This is a genomic window from Cellulomonas sp. PS-H5, from assembly GCF_019265565.1.
In the GTDB taxonomy this organism is placed as follows: domain Bacteria; phylum Actinomycetota; class Actinomycetes; order Actinomycetales; family Cellulomonadaceae; genus Cellulomonas.
On record NZ_JAHVCI010000001.1, the window covers coordinates 129,707 to 146,037 of the forward strand.

A 16,331-nucleotide genomic window follows, 5' to 3' on the forward strand; every position below is an offset into this window, starting at 1 on the left:
ACGCATGAGTGTGGACGTCTCGATCGCGGCGCTGGACACCGCCGCGTCCGAGCTGGAGACGGTGGCGTCGGAGCTGCAGGCGCTGGACGTCGCCGGCGCGTTCGCGGGGATCGAGGCGGCGCTGCCCGGCTCGGCCGTGCCGGACGCGGCCGTGTGGGTCTCGACGCGCGTCGGCGCCGCGGTGCAGGTGCTGGGGGAGAACATCCGCGGGATGTCGGCGAGCGCCTCCGGGTCGGCGGACAGCTACCGCGCGGCGGACGGGTCCGTGCAGACCCGGTTCGGCGCAATGGGGGCGTTCTGATGGCCGCGCTCACCCTGGAGGTCGTGCGGAGCTGGCGGCCCGAGGCGCTGTCGGAGGCCGCGACCGGCGTCGGCACCGCGCAGGAGGCGGTCGATGCGCAGGTGCAGGCCGCCAAGTCCGCGATGACCCGCCTCGGCGACCACTGGGACGGCGACGCCGCTCAGGCCGCCGCGCAGCGCATGGCCAGCGAGGCGACCACCGGGTTCGCGCTCGCGGACGCCCTGGAGGCGGCGCGCTCGGCGCTGGCCTCGGGGGCCACCGACCTCGGCCGGGCCAAGTCCGCGGTGCTCGCGACCGTCGACGCCGCGACCGCCGCCGGGTTCACCGTCGCCGGCGACGGCCGGGTCACGGCGCCCACGCTCCCGCCGGTGATGACCGCCGCGGGCGACCCCGACGGCGCCGGCGCGCAGCGGGACGCCCAGCAGCGCGCCCTCAACGCGGAGGCGCAGGAGCACGCCGACGCCATCGCGACGTCGCTGCAGGACGTGGCGACGACGGACCAGCAGGTGGCGGACAAGCTGTCCGCCGTCGAGGTGCCCCAGACGCTGCAGTCGGCCGTGGACGCCTACCTGCAGCGCGCGTTCGCCAGCGGCGACGTCATCGGCGCGCTCGGCTCGGTCGGCGCCGGCGGCGTCGCGCTGGCGCAGGTGATCAAGGGCGTCATGAAGTCGGCGACCAAGGGCAAGGCGTTCCTGGACTTCCTCCGGGCCTCGGGCGCGCCGATCACGCACTACCAGGCGATGCTCGACAACTTCGCCAAGGCCGACGCCGCGATGGACGTGTTCAAGAACGGCAAGCCCGCGGCCGAGTGGATGACCAAGCTGCTCGGCGCCCGGGGCGCGGGGCTGCTGCGCACCGCCGGCAAGGCGTTCCTGCCGCTGACCGTGCTGACGGGCCTCGCCGACACGGTGACCGGCGGCGGCTACGACGGCGCCCGCGGCTGGGCGACCCGCGGCTTCGGCCTCGCGGGCGCGGCCGGCGCCGGCACGCTCATCGCCGTCGGCACGGGCGCGCTGGCCCTCGGGCCGGTCGGCCTGGCGGTCGCGGGCGGCGCGGTGCTGGCCTACGGCGCCTGGAGCCTGGGCAACCTGATCTGGGACAACCGCGAGGCGATCGGCGACTTCGTGTCGACGGCGGGCAAGGCCGTCTGGGACGGTGCGACGACCGCGTGGAACGCGACGACGGACGCGGTGTCGAACGCCGCCGACTGGGCGGGGGACCAGGTGGACAAGGCCAAGGACGCGGTGTCCGACTTCGGCAAGGGCGCGCTGAGCGTGCTCTCGGGCGGGCTGCTGTGACCGCCGCGCCCGAGGCGGCTGCGTCGCCGGAGACCCCGGGCGCCCCGGTGCCGGTCGAGGTGCTGACCGACGAGGAGCTCGCGATCCTGGCCGGGCCCGGCGGCCTCGTCGTCGCGCCCTACCTCGCCACGCTGCCCGACGCCGACCGCGAGGTCGCCCTGCGCACCGCCTACCGCGGGCTGCTCGCGCGCGGCATCGTCGACCCGCCGACGCCCGCGGCGCTCGCGGCCGCCGTCGGCGAGCCGACCGTCGAGCTCCAGGTCCGCCAGGACGTGCTGTCGCTCGTCGCGCTCCGCCGCGGCGCGTCGGCCACGGTGTGCGTCGCCCGGTCGACCGTGCTCGGCCAGGACTACTGGTACGCGCACGTGGTCCGGGACGTCGTGCTGGTCGAGCAGGTCACGACCGACGGGCAGCACCGGTTCGCGCTCGCGTCGGCCGGCACGCTCGGCGACCTGATGCTCGACGCGGCGGTGCACCCCGAGACGGCCGACGGCACCGGGCCGGAGATCGCGGTCGCCGACCCCGACGAGCCGCCGACCGAGGTCGTCGAGCACCTCGGGTCCGCGCTGGTGCGCGCCGACGTCGTCGTGCGGGTGCCGGACGACCGCGAGCCGGAGCTGCTCGGGCTGTTCACCGGGCCGGGCGGGGCGTGGGCGCTGTCGGCGCGGGAGGCGTCCGGGGGTCCCGTGGTCGCGCGGCCGCTCACCCGGGAGGCGCTGGAGGCGCAGGTGCGGGAGCTCGCGGAGCGGGCCGTGTCGACCGCGGCGGCGGTGGCGTCGGCGGCGGCCGGGGCGCGATGACCGAGACCCTGGTCCGGATCCCGGCCTTCTCGTCGCGGTCGTCGCGGCGGTGGATCGTCGCGACGGCCGTCGGGGTGGTCGCCGTGCTGGGCTACCTCTGGGTCGCGCAGCCCGAGAACCGGGTCTTCATGCTGCTGATGGTCCCGCTGGCGCTGTACTTCGTGGTGCTGGTGTGGCAGTCGACGTGGCTCGACCCCGTCGCCGGCTCGCTGGTGCGCGTGCGGTGCCGGGTGTGGCGCCGCGAGGTGCGGCTCGAGCCGGGCACGGCGGTGTCGCTGGTGCCGAACGGTGGTGGCGCGCTCCTGCTCAGGGCGAAGGCGCCGCAGGGTCGCGCGCTGTACGCCTCGCTCGTGGCGCGGACCGACTACCTCGACCAGTCCCAGCCGCCCGCCCTGCTCCGGCAGCTCGCCGACGCCGTCGAGCAGCACCGCGCCGGCGGCGCACGCCCGGTCGCCGAGGCGCTGCGCAAGCAGGCGGCCCACCTGGAGGCGGGCGGCACCGTCGCGAGCTCGCCGCTCGCCGGGCTGATCACGACCGGCGTGCTCACCGCCGCGAAGACCGGTGGGGCCGGCGCGATCGGCGGGCACCTGGGCTGACGGGCGCCACCCCGGTCAGGCCGCCGGCCCCCGGCGCGCCTCGATCAGGTGCCGCGTCGAGTGCGCCACGACCGGCCGCCCGGCCCGCATCTCGGCGTCGAGCGCCCGCAGCGTGTCCTCGTAGCGGTCGACCGAGAAGTCCGGCACCCACCACACGCACTTCCGCAGCACCCAGATGACCGCCCCGACGTCGTGGAGCTCCATCCGGCAGGTCGCCCGCCGCAGGTCCACGACGGTCAGCCCGGCGCGCTCGGCGTCGGCCGCCTCGTCGTCGGGGTCGCGCGCGACCAGCCCCGGCACCGGACCGACGAACCGCTCGATCAGCTCGAACGCCGACCGCGGCCCGACGTGCTGCCCGAGGTAGGTGCCGCCGGGCCGCAGCACGCGGTGGATCTCCGCCCAGTCGGGCCGCACGGGGTGCCGGGAGGTGACGAGGTCGAACGACGTATCGGGCAGCCGCACCCCGTCGCCGGGCTCAATCACCGTCACCCCGCGCGGGCCGAGCAGCTCGCGCGCGCGGCGCGCGTTCGGCGGCCACCCCTCGGTGACGACCATCCGTGGCGGGAGCACGGGGGCCTCGGCGACGACCTCGCCGCCGCCGGTGTCGACGTCGAGCGCGGAGTCGACGCGCGCGAGGCGGTCGGCGAGGAGGCGGGCGTAGCCCCACGGCGGGCGCTCCTCGGTGGCGCGGCCGTCGAGCCAGCCGAAGCCCCAGCCGGTGACGTCGGCGGCGACGGCCTCGGCGGCCAGGTCCTCGAACGGGCGCATCGCGGCATCGTCGCACCGCGGCGGGGGTGTGGTCGCGGTCTTTCCGTGTGCTCCACGCGGGGGAGCGCGCCCCGCTCGACGGTGCGACGTGCGCCGCCGCATGGGTGACTGCGAGGCCGACGACGCCCGCAGCCCCGTGCCGCGCCCTACCGTGGCGGAGCGCGAGGCGGAGGAGGACCGGGTGCGACGACGAGGGTGGGTCGTGCTCACGACGGCGCTCGTGCTGCCCCTCGCCGCCCCGTTCGTGGCGACGGCGCCGTTGCCCTCGGGATCGATCGGCGTCGTCGCGGCGCGCTTCGACCCGGGCGGCCGGGCTGGGCCGTCGTCGGACTCGTCGGAGCCTCGCCGGCTGTTCTGCCTCGGTGACGACGCCTGCCCGTCGGTCCACCGGTCGTGGGTCGTCGACGGCGCAGTGAGCAGCGGTGACCTCGAGGAGTGGCTGAGCGAGGCGGGCTACGACGCCGCCGTCGACGGCGCCTGCTCGCGCCGGTGCCGCGCCGAGGGGACGGCGGACGGCTGGGCGGCCCGGGTCTCCGTGTCGCAGGTCGACGACGGGTCGACGCGCGTGCGGCTGTGGCTCGTCCCGTGAGCCCGGCGGCGGACGAGCCCGACGCGGTGCGCGCCGAAGCACCGAGCGCGCGCCGACGGCACCCGGCCTGGGACCTGCTGTGGACCGTGCCGGTCGCCCTGGTGGTCTCGGTCGTTCCCGTCGGCTGGGCGAGCCTCGCCTGGTGCGGGGTGTGGGGGTGCGCTGACGGGCCGCGGGGCGACGTCCGTGACGTCATCGGGCCGGCGCTGGTCGTCGGGGCACTCGTCGGGGCGGCGGTGGTGATCGTGCCCTGGACCGACCGCCGGCCGCGCCGCGCGCTGGTGTCGGCGGGCGTCGGGCTCGTCGTCGCGGCGCTGACGTTCCTCTGGGTCGTCCTCCGCTAGACCGCGAGCAGCGCTGCCGCGACGTCGCGCGCCCGCGCGAACGGCCGGTCGAACGTCCCCATCCCCACGGTGACGATCGCCCCCTCGTACACCAGCATCAGCGCCCGCGCGGTGTCCTCGGGCTCCCGCACCCCCGCCTCCCGGCACAGGTCGACGAGCAGCCCGACCTGCCACGCCTTCTCCGCGGCGACCTCCGCGAGCACGGCGTCCCCGTCGCCGGCGGACGACTCGGCCCGGGCGTTGATCGCGCTGCATCCCCGCGGGCTGTTCGCCGTCGACCACGACGCCGCGGCGTCGAACACCGCCAGCACCCGGTCGGGCCCGGGCGCCGGTGCGCCGTCCAGCGTCGCCAGCAGGTGCTCGCGCCACCGGGCGTCCCGCGCCCGTAGGTAGGCGACGACCAGCGCCTCCTTCGACCCGAACCGGTCGTAGAGCGTCTTCTTCGTGACCCCGGCGGCCTCGGCGATGGTGTCGACGCCGACGGCGTGGATGCCGCGCTCGTAGAACAGCTCCGACGCGGCGCCGAGCACGCGGCGGGCGCCGGGGGTGAGCGGGGCGGGCTCGGGCGTTCCCATGGCGCCGAGTATACAGGTCTGTATAGTCGTCGACCATGAGTAGACAGGTCGGTGTACTCGGTCGCGCGCTGCCGGCGTTGGCCTCCGCCGCGTTCGTCGCGAGCTGGACCTCCGGCTTCGTCATCGCGAAGGTGGCGACCGTCGACGCGCCTGCGCTGACCCTCCTCGTCTGGCGGTTCGTCCCGGTCGCGGTCGCCCTCGTGGCGGTGACGCTCGCGACCGGCGCCGCCCGCGACGTCCCGCGAGCGGACCTGCGCCGGCAGGCGGTGATCGGGCTGTTCGCGCAGCTCGGCTACGTCGTGCTCGTGTACGCCGCGATCGCCGCGGGCGTGGCGACGGGGACCACGGCGCTCATCGACGCGGTGCAGCCGCTGGTCGTCGCGACGCTCGTCGGGCCGCTGCTCGGGCTGCGGGCGCGCGGGGCGCAGTGGGCCGGCCTGGCCGTCGGTGCGGTCGGGGTGCTGCTCGTCGTGCGGTCGCAGCTCGGCGGGTCGCAGGCGCCCGCGGCGGCGTACCTGCTGCCGCTCGCCGCGATGGCGTGCCTGGTGGCGGCGACCTTCCTCGAGCGTCGGTCGCCCGCGCGGCCGCCGGTGCTGGCCGTGCTCACGGTGCAGGTGGTGGTCACGGCCGCGGCGCTGCTGGTCGCGGCGGCGGTCGCGGGTGAGCTCGCGCCGCCGGCCGACGGCGCGTTCTGGGTGGCCACGGCGCTGGCCGCGGTGTTCCCGACGCTCGTGGCCTACGGGCTGTACTGGTGGCTGCTGCGCCGGATCGGGGTGACGGCGCTCAACGCGCTGCTGTTCCTGGTCGCGCCGGCCACCGCGGCGGCGGGCGCCGTCGGGCTGGGGGAGCCGCTGACCGCGGTCACGCTCGTGGGATTCGCGCTGTGCGGGGCCGGGGTGGCGGTGGTGCTGGCGGTGGAGGCGCGGGTCGCGCGGTCGGCGGCACCCGCACCCGCGCCCGTCAGCGCCGGCGCGCCCGCCCCGCCCCGAACGGCCCACCGAACACGATCGTGATGCCCAGGACGAACCCGAAGTCGTACCAGTTCCCCGAGTTGAACACCTCGTACGGCGAGACGGTCCTGGTGAACAGCGACACGATCCAGGTGACCGGCAGGATGATTCCGTGCCACAGCCCGAGCCAGAACCCGGCGGGCTCCTCGGCCCCGGGCGGCGCCTGACCGACGTCGGGGTTCACGCCTGCGGCGCAGGCGGCGAGCAGCAGCGCGGTCGCGGCGGCGACCCCGACGGCGAGAGCGATCCGGTTGCGCGGCCTGCGGGGGGTCTCCATGCCGGTCATCGTGGCAGCGCCCCTCGCAGTGCCCCCCCGATCGCCGAGACGGCAACTCTCGGCTGCGTGAGCGCGCCCGCGCACAGCCGAGAGCTGCCGTCTCGGCGGGGTCGGCACCGGGGTCAGGCGCGGGGGTCAGGCCCCGGTGCTCTCGCGGGCGCGCACCGTGTGCGGCGCCGTCACCTCGACCGCCGGGGTGTCCGGGTCCGCGATCCGCGCCGCGATGCGCGCCACCGCCTCGCGGGCGATGAACGGCGTGTCCAGCGAGACCGTCGACAGCGTGGGCCGCGAGTACCGGCCCTCCTCGATGTCGTCGATCCCGATGACCGCGACGTCCTCCGGCACCCGCAGCCCGGCGTCGAACACGGCGCGCATCGCGCCCATCGCCAGCAGGTCCGAGTAACAGAAGATCGCGTCCGGCCGGTCGGGCAGTGCGAGCAGCGAGGCCGCCGCGGCGTACCCGTCGGCCCGCCGGTAGTGCGCGGCGGCGCGCAGCAGCGCGGGATCGACCGGCAGCCCGGCCAGCCCGAGCGCCCGCTCGTAGCCCGTCGTCCGCTGCTGCGGCGTCGCGTACGACTCCTCGGGCTGGGCCCCGATCGCCGCGATGCGCGTCCGCCCGGTCGCGGCGAGGTGCCCGACCGCGTCGGCCGCGGCCTGCACGTTGTCGATCGCCACGTGGTCGTACCGGCCGTCGAAGTCGTGCTCGCCGAGCAGCACGAGCGGCATGGTCGACGACCCCTGCATCTCCAGCAGCTCGGACCGCGTGACCAGGGGGCTGAACAGGACGCCGTCGAACAGCATCGTCCGGTCGGCGCCGGTGAGGAGCTGCCGCTCGCGCTCGTGGTCGTGCCCGGTCTGGTCGACCATCACGCGGTAGCCGAGGTCGGCGGCGGCGTTGATGACCTCGCGGGCGAGCTCGGCGAAGTACGGCAGGTCGATCTCGGGGACGACCAGCGCGAGCACGCCGGTGCGGCCGGTGCGCAGGGTGCGGGCGACGGGGTTGGGGCGGTAGTCGAGCTCCTCGATCGCGGCGAGCACGCGGGTGCGCATGCGCTCGCTCACGTGGGTGTACCCGCTGACCACGTTCGACACGGTCCGCACGGAGACCTGGGCGTGCTCGGCGACGTCGCGCAGGGTCGCGGCCATGCCACCTCCTCGTCGTGGGTGAAGCCCAGCATAGGGGTCTTGCAACGTGTGCAAAGAGCGGCTACTTTGCACACGTTGGCAAAGACGCACGCCGGACCCGCCACCCCGCGCCCCCCGCGGGACGGCGGCCGATCGCACAAGGGAGTGCCGATGCACCCGACCCACCCCGCCCGGCGAGCCCGCCGCGGACGCCCGATCGCCCTGGTGGCGACCGCGCTCGCCGCCGCGACAGCGCTCGCCGCCTGCGGCCCCTCCATCTCCGGCGGCGGCTCCGACGACGGCGGCAGCACCGCCGCGGCCGACGCCGACCGCCTCCAGGCCCCGACCGGCGACAGCCCCAGCGGCGAGATCACGATCTGGGACCGCTCCGGCGACCTGTTCAACGTCTTCGACGCCGTGATCGACGACTTCAACGAGGTGTACCCGGACATCGTGGTGCACCACGAGGCGGTCGACGTCGACGCGAAGCTGCAGAACACGCTCATCACCGAGACCGACGTCCCCGACGGCGTGTTCCTCGACGACGCCAAGGTCGCCGGGTACGCGGACTACCTCTGGGACCTCACCGACGTCCTCGAGCCGTACGCCGGCGACATCGCGCCGCAGAAGATCGACGTGAACTCGCTCGACGGCGGCATCTACGGCGTCCCGTTCGACCTCGACCCGGGCCTGCTCTTCTACAACGCGACCGCCCTGGAGGCGGCCGGCGTCGACGCCACGCAGATCGCCACCTACGACGACCTGCTGGAGGCGGCACGGCAGTACCAGGCCGCCGTGCCGGGCTCGAAGCCGATCCACCTGGAGCAGAGCGCGTTCCTCGGCCAGCTGCAGCTCGAGATGTACGCGAGCCAGCTCGGCACGTCGATCGCGGACGAGGACGGCGAGCTGCGGCTCGACTCCGACGCGTACCGGCAGATCCTCGGCTGGCTCGACACCGTGCAGACCGAGGGCCTCGGCACCCGCGCCGAGTACCTGTCGCCCAGCGACGTCGGCCCGCTGGAGAGCGGCCAGCAGGTGTTCTACCCGTGGGCGATCTGGTTCTCGTTCGCCCCCGAGCAGCAGCTCACCGAGACCTCTGGCGACTGGCGGGCCATGCCGCTGCCGGCGTGGGAGGACGGCGGGGCGCGGTCCGGCGCGATGGGCGGCTCGTCGTTCGTGCTCCCGAAGGCCGGGGAGAACTCGGAGCTCGCGTGGCTGTTCTACGAGTTCCTCATGTACGACGAGGCCGGCTACTCGGCGGTCTGGGGCCCGAACGACACCTACCCGAACGGCCTCGCCACCTCGATCCCGGCCTACGCGCCGGCGGCCGACCCGGAGAAGCCGCTGTTCGGCCCGGTGGCCGGGCTGGGCGACCAGGACCTGTGGACCACCGCGGTCGAGGCCGGGTCCGAGATCCCCGGCGGCGCGCCGACGCCGTCGTGGTGGGCGGGCGCCGTCGACTACCTGGGGACGAACGTGCAGCGCATGCTCGACGGCGAGCTCACGCCGGACCAGGTGATCGAGCAGTCGACCGCCGACATCCAGGCCAACCTCGTGGACCGGCAGTGACCGCTGCCGCCACCACGGCACGCGTCGCGACCCGGGGCAGGAGGCGCCCGCACCTGCCCCGGGCCGTGGCCCCGTACGTGTTCGTCGCCCCGTTCGTCGCGATCTTCGTGGCGTTCAGCGTCTACCCGATGCTGTTCACCCTGCGGCTGTCCTTCACCAACTGGCGGGGGAGCGGCGCGGCGGAATGGGTCGGGCTGGGCAACTACACCTACCTGCTCGGCAACGAGGCGTTCTGGTCGTCGCTCGGCAACTCCGCCGTGCTGTGGCTGCTGATCGTGCCGGTGCAGATGGTGCTGGCCCTCGTCGTCGCCGTGCTGCTGGACAACGCGAAGACCCGGATGCGCGGGTTCTACCGGATCGCGTTCCTGGTGCCGTTCGTGACGCCGCTGGTGGCGGTCGCGCAGATCTGGGTCGTCGTGTTCGACCGGGACTACGGCGCGGTCAACGGCCTGCTGAACCTGGTCGGGCTGCCCGACGTCGGCTGGCTGACGACGACCCAGTGGGCCAAGCCGACCCTCGCGCTGCTGTTCCTGTGGAAGACCACGGGCTTCATCGTCGTGATCCTGCTGTCCGGGCTGCAGTCCATCGACGGCGCGGTCTACGAGGCGGCCTCGATCGACGGGGCGTCGCCGGTGCGCCGGTTCCTCAGCATCACCGTCCCGCTCGTCCGCCGCACGCTGATGTTCTCGGTCGTGCTGCAGACCCTCGCGGTGTTCCAGATGTTCGCCGAGCCGTTCGTCGTCACCGACGGCGGTCCCTACGGCTCGACGACCACCGCCGGCCTGCACCTGTACGACCACATCAACCGGGCCGACCTCGGCACCGGCGCGGCCAACTCGTTCCTGCTCGTGATCATCGTGATGGCGCTGTCGCTGGGGTTCGTGCGGCTGCTCCGGTCGGAGGACTGATGACCGCCACCGAGACCCGTCCCGTCGGCTCGGCGCCCCGCGCGCCGCGCCGCCCCGCCGACCCGCGCGCCGGCCGCGCCCGCGGCCCTCGCCGCCGCTGGGCACCCGGCCCGCTCGGCACCCAGGCGTTCCTGCTCGTCCTGGCGCTCGCGTTCCTCGCGCCGGTGGTGTGGGCGCTGGTGTCCGCGTTCAAGCCGGCGACCCAGATCGTCGGCGACCCGCTCGGGCTCGACCCGTCGTCGCTGACCCTGGAGAACTTCCGCCGGATGTTCGCGGACGTGCCGATCGGCCAGGGGTTCCTCAACACCGCCGTCGTGCTGGTCGTGAAGGGCTCGCTCACGTTGTTCTGCGCGCCGCTCGCCGCCTACGCGTTCGCCAAGTACACGTTCCGCGGGCGGGACCTGCTGTTCGGCACGGTGCTGATCACGCTGATGCTCCCGACGATCGTGCTCATCATCCCGCTGCTGCTGGAGATGAAGGAGCTCGGCTGGGTCAACACGTACCAGGCGCTGATCCTCCCCGGCGCGGTCGACGCGTTCGCGATCTTCTGGATGCGCCAGGTGATCGCGGCCGTCCCCGACGAGCTGCTCGACGCCGCCCGTGTCGACGGCTGCACCGAGTTCGGCATCTTCTGGCGGATCGTCCTGCCGGTGATCCGGCCGGCGCTCGCGGGCCTCGCGGTGCTGACCGTCATGAACATCTACAACGACTTCGTCTGGCCGGTCGTCGCCGCCTCGTCCTCGCGGATGGCGACGCTCCAGGTCGTGCTGTCGACGCTCGCGCAGAACATCACCGGCAACCGGATCGGCGCCGACTACGCCACCGTCACCGGCGAGCTGCTGGCCGCCGCGTCGATCGCGCTGATCCCGCTCCTGCTCGTCTTCATCGCCCTCCAGAAGCACTTCATCAACGGCATCCTCGCCGGAAGCGTCAAGGGCTGACCTCCTCTTCTTCCTCGAAAGGCCGCACCGATGACCGCAGCCCTGCCCGCCGTCCCCCGACCCGAGTACCCGCGCCCCGACCTCGACCGCTCCGGCCGTTGGGTCCCGCTCAACGGCACCTGGGACCTCGACCTGCCCGACGGCACCGTGCCCGTCGTGGTGCCGTTCGCCTGGGAGACCGCGGCCTCCGGCGTCGCCCGCACCTGGCTCGAGCACGCGACGTACCGCCGGTCGGTCACCGTCCCCGCGGGCTGGGCCGGGGCGCGCGCGCTGCTGTGCTTCGGCGCGGTGCACCACCGGGCGGTCGTCCGGGTCGACGGGGTCGAGGTGGCCGAGCACGTCGGCGGGCACACCCCGTTCGAGGTCGACCTGACCGGCGTCCTGGCGCCCGGCGCCACCGGGGTGCTGGAGGTCGAGGTGCACGCCCCCGCCGACAAGCGGTCGATCCCGCACGGCAAGCAGCGGTCGATCCCGCGCGACGACTACGACGGGGTGTCCTTCACGCCGACGTCCGGCATCTGGCAGAGCGTGTGGCTGGAGGCGCGCGGGTCGACCTACGCCGCGTCGGTCGCGGTCCGGGGCGACTCGCTCGCGGGCTTCGAGGTGACGGTCGCGCTCGCGGGCTCGGCCCCGGCCGGGGCCAGGGTCGAGGTCGAGGTGGTCGAGGGGTCGGCCGCGGGGGAGCGGCTCGCGCTCGTGGCGGGCGCCGACGGCGTCGCGCGCGGCCGGCTCGACCTCGCCCAGCCGCGGACGTGGAGCCCGGCCGACCCGCACCTGTACGTCCTGGCCGTGTCGACCGACGACGGCACGCCGGGCGACGCCGACGCGGTCCGGGTGACGGCGGGCCTGCGCCGCGTCGAGACGGCGGGCGAGCACCTGCTGCTCAACGGCGAGCGCCTCTACGTCTCCGGGGTCCTGGACCAGGGCTACTGGCCCGGCGCCGGCCCGACCGCGCCGGACGAGGCCGCGCTGCTCGCCGACCTGGAGCTCGCCCGGGACCTCGGGTACACGCTGGTGCGCAAGCACATCAAGCTCGAGGACCCGCGCTGGCTGCACGCCGCCGACCGCATGGGCGTGCTCGTCTGGGCGGAGCCGCCGGCGCCGAGCCGGTTCAGCGAGGCCGCGGCCGCGGCGTTCGAGGCGCAGCTCGCGCCGATGGTCGAGCGGGACGGCAACCACCCGTCGATCGTCATCTGGGGGCTCTACAACGAGGAGTGGGGCCTGGACTGGGACATCCCGGGGTCGCCGGAGCGCGCCGAGGCGGCGGCCCGGGCGTACGACCTGCTGCGGTCGCTCGACGACACCCGGCCGGTCGTGGAGAACTCCGGCTGGGCGCACGTCCGCACCGACCTGGTCGACTGGCACTACTACGACGAGGACCCCGCGACCTGGGCGGCGAACCTCGCGGCGCTCGCGGACGGGACCCGCGAGGACTTCCCCGTGAAGCTGGGGCCGGACTTCGTCGTCGACAAGTCGTTCTACGGCTCGGCGGCGTTCCCCCGCACGGGCGTGCCGGTGCTGAACAGCGAGTACGGCGCCGGGTTCACGTCGCTGGAGCGCGGCTGGCACCTGCGCTGGCAGACCCAGGAGATCCGGCGGCACGACCGGTTCGTCGGGTACGTCTACACCGAGCTCACCGACGTCGAGCACGAGATGGCCGGTCTGCGCGACGCCGACCGGCGGCCCAAGGACCTCGGCGGCGTCGACCCGCGGGACGTGAACGCGCCCACGACGCTGGTGCTGGACCTGGTCCCGGCGCACGCCGGCGCGGACATCCCGGTGCCGTCCGGTCCGCTCAACCTCGACGTGCACGTGTCGCACCACGGTCCGGCGCCGCTGCTCGGGCGGGTGCGGGCGGCGTGGGTGCCGGCGGGGACGCCGTTCGGTTCCGACCCGGTCGCCGCGGCGGCGAAGTCCGAGCCCGTGAAGGCGGAGCCGTACCTGCTGAGTGGGGCCGTGCGCGTGGTGGTGCCGTCGCCCGGCACCGTGCCGGCGGCGCGGCTGCACGTGTGGCTCGTCGACGAGGACGACCGCGTCCGCGCCCGGGCCTTCGTCGACGCGGCGCCGATCGAGGCCCCGAACCGCCGCGGCGCGCGCGTGACGCCCGCGGGTGCGACGCCGCCCGCCCCGCCCGCCTGATCCCGATCGGCCGCCGAGACTGCAGAACCGGACTGTGCGCGCGGCGCGTGCTGCAGTCCGGTTCCGCAGTCTCGGCGCACGGGCGGCGCCCGGACGGGTGGTCCCGGCCCGCGGTGGGCGCGGGCGGTCGGAGCCGCCGTTACAGTGCGTCACGTGACCTCGTTCTACGACGACCCGGACGCCGCGATCGAGCGTGTCCAGGCCGACATCCGCGCCGCTCAGGAGCGCGCCGCCAAGGCCGCCGAGGTGAAGGACGCGCTCGACCGCCTCCGCGGCCGGGCGCGCAGCCCGCGCGGCGAGGTGACCGCCGAGGCCGACCCGTCGGGCCAGCTGGTCGACCTTCAGCTCGCCGACGGCGCGACCGACCTCGCGCCCCGCGACCTGGCGGCGCTCATCGTCGAGACCGTCCGCGCCGCGGGCCGCGACGCCGGACGCCAGGCGCTCGCGGTCACGGCCGACGCGTTCGGTGACGAGTCGCCGGTGACCGAGCACCTGCGCGGCGAGCTCGCCGGTCGGCTGCGGTGACCGCGTGAGCGGGGGCTTCGAGGTCGACACCGAGGTGCTGCGGCGCCATGGCACGCGCGTCGGCCAGGTGGCCGGCGACCTCGGCACCGCGCAGGCGGCCGCCGGTTCCATCGACCTGCACGGCGGCGCGTTCGGCGTCCTGTGCTCGTTCCTGCCGGGCATCGTCTCGGGCGTCGACAGCGCCGCCCGGGACGCCGTCGCGGCGATGCGCGAGGCCGCCGACGGCATGATCACCGAGCTGGGCGCGATGGCGCGGTCGATCGACGAGGCCGACCAGCGCGTCGAGGCCCGCATGCAGTCCATCGCCCGGGCGCTCGACCGGTGACGGCCAACCCCTTGGTCGCGGGGCCGGTCGACACCTCGACCGCGTTCGGCGGCGCCGGCCTGCTCGACTCCGTGACCCAGCTGTCGGCGTCCCTGCAGTCGGGCGACTGGCTCGCGGCGGGGCTCTCCGGGGTCGGCGTCGCGCTGGACACCGCCGCGGCCGTCATGGACCCCCTGGGCTCGCTCATTGCGGCCGGGCTCGGCTGGCTGATGGAGCACCTGGAGCCGCTGAAGGGCTGGCTGAACGACCTGACCGGCGACGCCGGTGCGGTCCTCGGGTTCGCCGCGACGTGGGAGAACGTCGCGACCGCGATGAACGGCGCGGGCGACGAGCTCAACCGCATCGTGACCGCCGACCTGGAGGCGATGTCGGGCGCCTCGGTCGTCGCGTACGCGACCTACGCGAACAACCTCGCGGACCGGGTGCGCGCCGGTGGCGGGTCCGCCTCGGCGATGGCGTCCGCGCTGCGCACGTGCTCGACCGTCGTCCAGGTGGTGCACGACCTGGTGCGGGACACCCTGGCCCAGCTCGTCGGCTCGATCATCTCGTGGGCCGCGGAGCTCGTCGTGACCGTCGGGCTGGCGACGCCGTATGTGGTGTCGCAGGTGACGACCCGGGTGTCGTCGCTGGCCGTGCGGGTCGGGCGGTCGGTGACGGACCTGCTCACCTCGGCGAAGTCGCTGAAGGGGCTGCTGGAGGCGATGAAGGACGTGCTCGCGCGGCTCGCCTCGGGCGTGCGGGGACGGTTGCCCGGTGGGAGCGGGGCGCCGTCGGCGCCGCGGGTGCCCGATGGGCCGTCGGTTCCGGCGCGCAGCCCGCTCCCGGACATCAGCGACCTCGACGCGCTCCATCCCAAGAACCCGGGCGGCGACCTCGACGCGTGGTCCGACGCGGTCGCGGCGCGGCACCCGACGCTCGAACCGGACGAGGTGCGCAACATCTACCGGTACACGACGGACCAGGGGTACCAGGAGATGAACGGCTACCTCCGGAACCCCTCGGCCTACTCGGACGCCGATGCCGTCCGGATCCGGAGCGAGGTCGACTCCGCGGTGTCGGGCATGTCGAAGCTCCCCACCCACGGCGACACCACCTTCCGGGGTACCTACTTCCCCGAGCCGGTGCTGGAGCAGTGGCAGCAGGTCGGGAACCACGTGAGCGACCGGGCGTTCTGGAGCACCTCGACGGAGGCCGGCGTCGCCGAGGACTTCCGGATACGGAACGGCGGCAACGCCTTCGTCACCGTCGAGGGGCGCAGCGGGGTCGACGTCCAGCCGCTCTCGCACTACGGGAGAGAAGCGGAGGTCCTGATGCCGCCAGGCACGGTGTTCGAGGTCCGCGAGGCGCAGCTGATCGGCGAGGGTGCCGGCAGCTACTGGTCGTTCGTCGGGAGGGAGGTGGCACGATGAGCCCGGTGGACGATGCGACGCAGGACCCCCGGCCGGACCCGCGGACCTGGAGCTCCGACGACCTCGAGGGGCTCTCCCCCGAGGAACGCAAGCGGCAGGTCGAGGGCATGCTGCAGCGTGCCCTGGAGGAGAGCAGGCGGCGCATCGGCGAGCTGCGCCCGGGGGACATCAGCGATCGCAAGGGCAGGATGCCCACGATCACCGAGCTGGTCTCGACGCCGGAGGAACGCGCAGCACGCGCAGAGCAGGAGCGACGCCGGTGAGCACCCCGCTGAGCAGCTTCCTCGACGCCATCGCCAAGCTGCCCGCCTTCAACGGGATCACCTTCCGCGGGCTGGCGGTCGGTGAGCCGCTCCCGCACGCCGTCGGCGTCCTGGCAGGCGTCGTCTCGTCCTCCCGCAGCGCGCGCGTGGCGACGGAGAACTTCTCGGCGGCCCGGTTGCTCGTCCTGCTGAACCGGACGGGGCGCAGCATCGCCGAGTTCTCGGAGCACCCCGGGGAGGGCGAGGTCGTCGTCCGCCCCGGCACGGTCTGGCGCGCGCTGATCGAGGTCACCGTCACCGGTACCAAGATCCCCGTGCTGGTGCTGGAGGAGCTCGACCCCTCGGGGACGACGCCTGCCCCGACCGAGTGGGGCGACACCCTGGACGAGCTCGCCACGCGCGTCGTGCGCCTGGTCCAGCAGGGACTGGCCGCAGATCCGGAGCCCGTCGCCGTGCCGGGCAAGTACGTCGGGCCGTGGCCCACGCAGCCGCTGCCCGCGCAGGACGGCACCACGCCGTCCTGAGTACCGGCGCGGAGTGGGACGACGATGGGCACGACGGGGTTCGGC

20 protein-coding genes are annotated in these 16,331 nt (G+C 74.8%); 16 read left to right on the forward strand and 4 right to left on the reverse strand.

Features of this window, described 5'->3' with window-relative positions; all coding sequences use genetic code 11:
• Positions 1-4: 4 nt before the first annotated feature.
• The 4 genes from J5O08_RS00515 to J5O08_RS00530 are packed head-to-tail and all read left to right on the forward strand — an operon-like array spanning position 5 to position 2,995.
• Complete coding sequence (locus J5O08_RS00515) at positions 5-301, forward strand: hypothetical protein (RefSeq protein ID WP_218704898.1); 297 nt, start codon at positions 5-7, stop codon at positions 299-301.
• On the forward strand, positions 301-1,599 hold the full coding sequence (locus J5O08_RS00520) for a hypothetical protein (protein WP_217616546.1): 1,299 nt from the start codon (positions 301-303) through the stop codon (positions 1,597-1,599). Before J5O08_RS00515 ends, J5O08_RS00520 begins: the two co-directional genes overlap by 1 nt.
• On the forward strand, positions 1,596-2,399 hold the full coding sequence (locus J5O08_RS00525) for a hypothetical protein (protein WP_217616545.1): 804 nt from the start codon (positions 1,596-1,598) through the stop codon (positions 2,397-2,399). The genes J5O08_RS00520 and J5O08_RS00525 overlap by 4 nt, the downstream gene beginning before the upstream one ends.
• A complete protein-coding gene (locus tag J5O08_RS00530) occupies positions 2,396-2,995 on the forward strand; it encodes a hypothetical protein (RefSeq protein WP_218704899.1) in 600 nt (199 codons plus the stop codon). The genes J5O08_RS00525 and J5O08_RS00530 overlap by 4 nt, the downstream gene beginning before the upstream one ends.
• A 15-nt stretch (positions 2,996-3,010) precedes the next feature.
• On the opposite strand, the gene J5O08_RS00535 is transcribed toward J5O08_RS00530, so the two are convergent.
• Entirely contained in the window at positions 3,011-3,763 is a 753-nt protein-coding gene (locus J5O08_RS00535; RefSeq protein WP_218704900.1) for a class I SAM-dependent methyltransferase, read from the reverse strand.
• Between the two features lie 100 nt (positions 3,764-3,863).
• Between J5O08_RS00535 and J5O08_RS00540 the strand changes: the two genes are divergently transcribed.
• Both J5O08_RS00540 and J5O08_RS00545 read left to right on the forward strand, forming a co-directional pair.
• Positions 3,864-4,352: a hypothetical protein gene (locus J5O08_RS00540; RefSeq protein WP_218704901.1), complete on the forward strand. Its 489-nt coding sequence runs from the start codon at positions 3,864-3,866 to the stop codon at positions 4,350-4,352.
• The gene (locus J5O08_RS00545) at positions 4,349-4,696 is read left to right on the forward strand and encodes a hypothetical protein (protein WP_218704902.1); all 348 of its coding nucleotides are present in this window, start codon (positions 4,349-4,351) and stop codon (positions 4,694-4,696) included. The genes J5O08_RS00540 and J5O08_RS00545 overlap by 4 nt, the downstream gene beginning before the upstream one ends.
• On the opposite strand, the gene J5O08_RS00550 is transcribed toward J5O08_RS00545, so the two are convergent.
• Positions 4,693-5,271, reverse strand: a complete 579-nt coding sequence (locus tag J5O08_RS00550) for a TetR/AcrR family transcriptional regulator (RefSeq protein WP_218704903.1) — start codon at positions 5,269-5,271, stop codon at positions 4,693-4,695. The two genes, J5O08_RS00545 and J5O08_RS00550, sit on opposite strands and share 4 nt — an antisense overlap.
• Positions 5,272-5,306: 35 nt before the next feature.
• On the opposite strand from J5O08_RS00550, the gene J5O08_RS00555 reads away from it, so the two are divergent.
• The gene (locus tag J5O08_RS00555) at positions 5,307-6,284 is read left to right on the forward strand and encodes a DMT family transporter (RefSeq protein ID WP_255589020.1); all 978 of its coding nucleotides are present in this window, start codon (positions 5,307-5,309) and stop codon (positions 6,282-6,284) included.
• On the opposite strand, the gene J5O08_RS00560 is transcribed toward J5O08_RS00555, so the two are convergent.
• Both J5O08_RS00560 and J5O08_RS00565 read right to left on the reverse strand, forming a co-directional pair.
• Complete coding sequence (locus J5O08_RS00560) at positions 6,232-6,558, reverse strand: hypothetical protein (RefSeq protein ID WP_218704904.1); 327 nt, start codon at positions 6,556-6,558, stop codon at positions 6,232-6,234. The genes J5O08_RS00555 and J5O08_RS00560 overlap by 53 nt on opposite strands.
• Positions 6,559-6,693: 135 nt before the next feature.
• Positions 6,694-7,704, reverse strand: a complete 1,011-nt coding sequence (locus J5O08_RS00565; RefSeq protein ID WP_218704905.1) for a LacI family DNA-binding transcriptional regulator — start codon at positions 7,702-7,704, stop codon at positions 6,694-6,696.
• Between the two features lie 150 nt (positions 7,705-7,854).
• Here J5O08_RS00565 and J5O08_RS00570 point away from each other — a divergent pair, with 150 nt between their 5' ends.
• The 9 genes from J5O08_RS00570 (at position 7,855) to J5O08_RS00610 (ending at position 16,286) form a co-directional block, all read left to right on the forward strand.
• Entirely contained in the window at positions 7,855-9,252 is a 1,398-nt protein-coding gene (locus tag J5O08_RS00570) for an ABC transporter substrate-binding protein (RefSeq protein ID WP_218704906.1), read from the forward strand.
• Positions 9,249-10,160: a carbohydrate ABC transporter permease gene (locus J5O08_RS00575; protein WP_218704907.1), complete on the forward strand. Its 912-nt coding sequence runs from the start codon at positions 9,249-9,251 to the stop codon at positions 10,158-10,160. Before J5O08_RS00570 ends, J5O08_RS00575 begins: the two co-directional genes overlap by 4 nt.
• Complete coding sequence (locus J5O08_RS00580; protein ID WP_218704908.1) at positions 10,160-11,101, forward strand: carbohydrate ABC transporter permease; 942 nt, start codon at positions 10,160-10,162, stop codon at positions 11,099-11,101. Before J5O08_RS00575 ends, J5O08_RS00580 begins: the two co-directional genes overlap by 1 nt.
• 30 nt (positions 11,102-11,131) lie before the next feature.
• Entirely contained in the window at positions 11,132-13,240 is a 2,109-nt protein-coding gene (locus tag J5O08_RS00585) for a glycoside hydrolase family 2 protein (RefSeq protein WP_218704909.1), read from the forward strand.
• Positions 13,241-13,393: 153 nt separating this feature from the next.
• Positions 13,394-13,765: a YbaB/EbfC family nucleoid-associated protein gene (locus J5O08_RS00590; protein WP_218704910.1), complete on the forward strand. Its 372-nt coding sequence runs from the start codon at positions 13,394-13,396 to the stop codon at positions 13,763-13,765.
• Between the two features lie 4 nt (positions 13,766-13,769).
• On the forward strand, positions 13,770-14,090 hold the full coding sequence (locus J5O08_RS00595) for a type VII secretion target (RefSeq protein WP_218704911.1): 321 nt from the start codon (positions 13,770-13,772) through the stop codon (positions 14,088-14,090).
• A complete protein-coding gene (locus J5O08_RS21445) occupies positions 14,087-15,499 on the forward strand; it encodes an ADP-ribosyltransferase (protein WP_218704912.1) in 1,413 nt (470 codons plus the stop codon). Before J5O08_RS00595 ends, J5O08_RS21445 begins: the two co-directional genes overlap by 4 nt.
• Positions 15,496-15,762, forward strand: coding sequence for a hypothetical protein (locus J5O08_RS00605; protein ID WP_187365211.1), 267 nt, complete (start codon positions 15,496-15,498; stop codon positions 15,760-15,762). The genes J5O08_RS21445 and J5O08_RS00605 overlap by 4 nt, the downstream gene beginning before the upstream one ends.
• On the forward strand, positions 15,759-16,286 hold the full coding sequence (locus tag J5O08_RS00610; RefSeq protein WP_218704913.1) for a hypothetical protein: 528 nt from the start codon (positions 15,759-15,761) through the stop codon (positions 16,284-16,286). Before J5O08_RS00605 ends, J5O08_RS00610 begins: the two co-directional genes overlap by 4 nt.
• Positions 16,287-16,331 lie beyond the last annotated feature (45 nt).